The 4,260-nt window shown below is 59.4% G+C and carries 2 protein-coding genes; one reads left to right on the forward strand and one right to left on the reverse strand.

What is annotated here, in order from left to right:
* The coding region (locus EOA86_RS24405) for a Ulp1 family isopeptidase (protein WP_245497361.1) at positions 1-3,194 on the reverse strand (3,194 nt) is incomplete at its 3' end.
* A gap of 922 nt (positions 3,195-4,116) precedes the next feature.
* Between EOA86_RS24405 and EOA86_RS24410 the strand changes: the two genes are divergently transcribed.
* Positions 4,117-4,260: DUF2604 domain-containing protein (locus tag EOA86_RS24410; protein WP_128344007.1), on the forward strand; the 144-nt coding region annotated here is incomplete at its 3' end.

Here is a 4,260-nt window from a genome sequence, read left to right on the forward strand (position 1 = left end):
AGCATCGGTGTGGAAGCGGGTTCATCCTCCAACAGTTGCCGCAGTTCCCCTGGCTCGAACGCCATCATCGGTGGGGAAGCGGGTTCATCCTCCAACAGCTGCCGCAGTTCCCCTGGCTGGAACGCCATCATTGGTGGGGAGGCAGGCTCGTCCTCCAACAGTTGCCGCAGTTCCCCTGGCTCGAACGCCATCATCGGTGGGGAGGCGGGTTCATCCTCCAGCAGCTGCCGCGGCTCTTCCTCGGGCGGCAAGCGCCTCCTTAGCCGGTCTTGCAGCGCCTGCCGATCGGCAACGAGGTTGTCGAGGGGCAGCGGCTCGTGGTCTGGCCGCTGCCCTTTCACCAATCGTTCAACCAGCGCCCACGTGCCCTCCAGGACAAATACGCCGCAATCATAATGGTTCGTCTGTCTGGCCATGGGGGCTGGCGCCAAGGTGGCATTCAGCAGTCCTGCGAGCTGTTTTGCAGGCACGTCGTTATATCCCTCTCGCTGGAGGGAGTCGTAGTGATAGGCGAACCGCCTTTCCGGGTCGCGGCGATCAACGAGCAGCAGCGACCAATGGGTGCCGGGGCTAGTAGCCGTGCCATTATTCACTGGCAAGAACAGGAAGTCGGCTGTGGCGTTGTTTTGATTATAGATGGACTGCAATATGCCTCGAGCGTCTTGCGGCGACGTGTGTCGCAGTAGATGGGATACGGAAGGATCCACCAGCCGAGTCCGGGCAGCGAGCGCCGGATTGATCCCCTGCAGTTGCCCCTCCAGCAAATTGTAATCTCTCTGGATATGGGCGTCGCTCAGCCATTCGGCGGCGCCGAGCACCCGCCCCGTTGCAACGTTGGACGGGGCTGTCGGATCGAGCGCCCCGATCTGAGCCCCAGAGGAACTGGTAGTCAGTGTGGTCACATCAACCAGTGGAAGGCCGCGGTAGGTGCCTGGCAGCCTAGCGGTTGCTGGCGAGGCGGGTTGGGGAGCTCTTGCCGGTGCCGCTGGCCCAGCTTCAGCAGCGGCCCCAACGCGCCTGGTGACTGCGTCTGCCGGATGAGCAGAAAGGACAGTTTCGCGCCCGAGCACAATGCGCGGCAGGATATCCCGGAGGTGAGCCAATGCAGAACTGATACTTAGCCTATTACCATAGGAGACAGCCTTGAAGCTCTCAACATCTTTATCCAGCGATTTGTCGTGAATCCGAGCCGCAATCCCAAGCTTGTTATTTTGACGCAGGTACTGACTAAAATGTCTAAGAAAATTTGTATAGCCGCCCACGGTATCTGGATTCCGTCCGGTCGCAGGCGCTGCCAGGTACTCCTTGGTCGAAGCGGCTCTGTAATTTCTAATGAGCTCGGCATCGTCAGGATAGGGGATCACGACAGGGCGAGCCATAATCTGGGCTCCGCCTGTCGACTTCTTGAGGTAACGCAGTGCGCCAGCCACGGTGGAGGAACCACCCGTACTCTCGTACTCCTTGAGATCCTGATCCAGCGACGAATGGTAAAGCCGAGCAGCAAACCCTGGCTTGTTGTTTTGAAGGAGCCACCGACTAAAGCCGAAAAGAGAATTTACATTGTAAGTGACCGTGTTCGCTTTGGCCTTACCCGCGTGGAATGCTGCCCTCAGCCCTTCGATAGCGGTCGCATCGTTGGAATAGACAGGACGCTTGTCGGCACCGTCGGGGACTACAATTGGACGATCCGGCTGCACTGTCGAGGGCATCGACCCACCACCTCCGGGATGCGGTGCTGGGGTGGATTCGTGCTCATCCCTCTGCCTGACGAGCTGCGCCTCACATTCCGGTGTAGCCACCTTATGAGGATCCTGCATCGGTTCGATCCCCTCCATCTCCTGCTGCAACCAAGCCAAAGCTTGGCGAGCGGCCTGCGCGGCTTCATCAACCGCGGAGGATGTCTCCACACCTCTGGCGGACGCCGGCAGAGCCTGCTCCGCCCGCCGTCGAAAGAGCTCTGGCGAGGCGGATTTCTCCGCCCACAATCTGGGCTGCGTAGCGAGTCCCCGTCCAGATTTATGTGGCACCGCCTCGCTTGGCAGCGGGCTGCTCCTGTCCCGTGCAGCTACCAGCTCCTCCGGGGCGCCCTGGTCGCCGTGGCGCCAGTTCAAGTGAGGGACGGCCTCTCCAAAGTCGGGCGCTTGGTGTTGGTGCGCGGTTGGGGCGAGAGACAATGGTAGATCGGTGCCCTCCTTATAACCTACCGGCAGGAGCTCCTCTGGCCAATCGAATCCCTGCTGTGGTGCGGTATGCTGAGCAGCGTCGCCACGGGGACGAGCCTCCATGCTGACCGCGTTTTCCAGATGATTCCCGAGTATAACGCGCGGCGGGTTCTTGCGGAGATAAACCAGCGCAGATTCGATCGGAGCTCCACCATTAGAGGAGGCGGCCTTGTAGCTCTCAACATCTTTATCCAGCGATTTATCGTAAATGCGACCCGCAATTCCGAGCTTGTCATTTTGACGTAGGTAATGACTGAAATGGTTAAGAGCAGTTGCGTAGCCGCTCGCGGATCTGAAATGTCTGGTGAGCGCGGCGTCGTCAGGATGGGGGTTCAGGACAGCGCGACCCACAATCGGGCCGGCTCCGCCCATCGACTTCATCAATTGACGCAGTGCGCCAGCCACGGTGGAGGAACCACCCCTACTCTCGTACTCCTCGAGATCCTGGCTCAGCGACGGATGGTAAAGCCGAGCAGCAAGCCCTGGCTTGTTGTTTTGAAAGAGCCAACGACTAAAGCCGAAAAGAGAATTTGTGCTGCGAGTGACCGTGTCCGGCCTGGCTTTACCCGCAAGGAGTGCTGACTTCAGCCCTTCGATGGCGGTGGCATCGTTGGAATAAACAGGACGCTTGTCGGCACCGTCGGGGACCACAATTGGACGATCCGGCTGCACTGTCGAGGGCATCGACCCGTCGAGATGCGGTGCTGGGGTGTATTCGTGCTCGTCCCCCTGCATCACAAGTTGCGCCTCCCGTTCCGATGTACCCACCTGATGGGTGGGGAGTTGCATCATCACGCGAGCGCCTGAGTTGCCAACCTCACCTGGTTGCCGCTCAGTGACAGCATGCTGCAGATTGCTTTGGATCCTCTGCCTCTTCGTTGGTCTCAACTCACCTTTACCATGCGAGCCATTGACGAGGACCTCCTCGCCTGGCGCACCCATCAACTCGTCCGCCGCCTGCAGTTCGCCCAAGTGCTGCTCAAAACCGGCTTGGCCGGCCTGTCCGCTTGCTCGTGCGGTACGGCGTGCTGCACCTGCAGCCAAGCTGCCACGATGAATGTCTAGTTTGTACGGGTGCACGCTATCCTCACTTCCACAGATCACATGAGCAACCTACTCAGGCAAGCTTTCGAGAGGCTGACGAGGTCCGCCGCCGCGGAAGGCGAAGGCTGGTTTTCTGCTCAGCGGTTGACGGCCTCGCGTGTTGCGGCCGCGCCGGGTATCACGCCAATCAATCTGAATAGTCGATGCGTCAAACGAACCAGGATGGGATTTTCGTAGCGGGGCTGCTCTACTCACTCTTGTCCTGAGGGCAGAATTCAACCATATCGCCGAGCAACTGGATGCCGATTGGATACCCGATCCGGAAAGCTTCAGCTCCTATGTGACGCGATGATGAGGCCTGGTCTCGCAGCGGCATGCGTTCCGAGAGATGCTGCACCAGGTACGAGGCGACCTTATCCAACAAGGCACCACTTGCGCTGTTTTGTGGAGACGAGCGTCGGCATGCATCCATGCGGGTGCTTGAGTGGTGAAGACTCTGAACGACGGTTCCTATGGCGCTGCCGGCGCAATCAGCTGCTTGGGGACGCGTGACGCAGATCAAAGCTCCCCTTGCCGAGCACGGAGCAGGCGAGTGAGAGAGCAGATGAATAGGCGTGTCGCCAATATTTTCGCATTGCTCTAATCGATTATAGTTGTGAGGAGCAATTTGAGACCATTTACTTGCGGCTCAAGTCACCCATAAAAGAAGGCAAGCACCGATTCGGTAGCTTATCCCCTGTCTTTCGCGTACTCGCGGCCGTGGCGCCGGGTGAACGATTGAAGACCGCCGGTCTCACTCGCAGGTGGGTGCCAGGGCGTGGGGCGGTTGGCAAGCCACAGGAGTAGGACAATGTCGAAGGATTCGGGTAAGGGCGATAATCACGGCGGCGGACCGGGCAAGATCGAGATCACGGTGGTGGTGAACGGCCAGCCCACGCAGGTCGAAGCCAATCCCAACCAGCCGCTTCACGTCATTCGTACCAAAGCCCTTGAG

The organism is Mesorhizobium sp. M5C.F.Ca.IN.020.32.2.1 (assembly GCF_004023105.1).
GTDB classification, from domain to species: Bacteria; Pseudomonadota; Alphaproteobacteria; order Rhizobiales; family Rhizobiaceae; genus Mesorhizobium; species Mesorhizobium wenxiniae.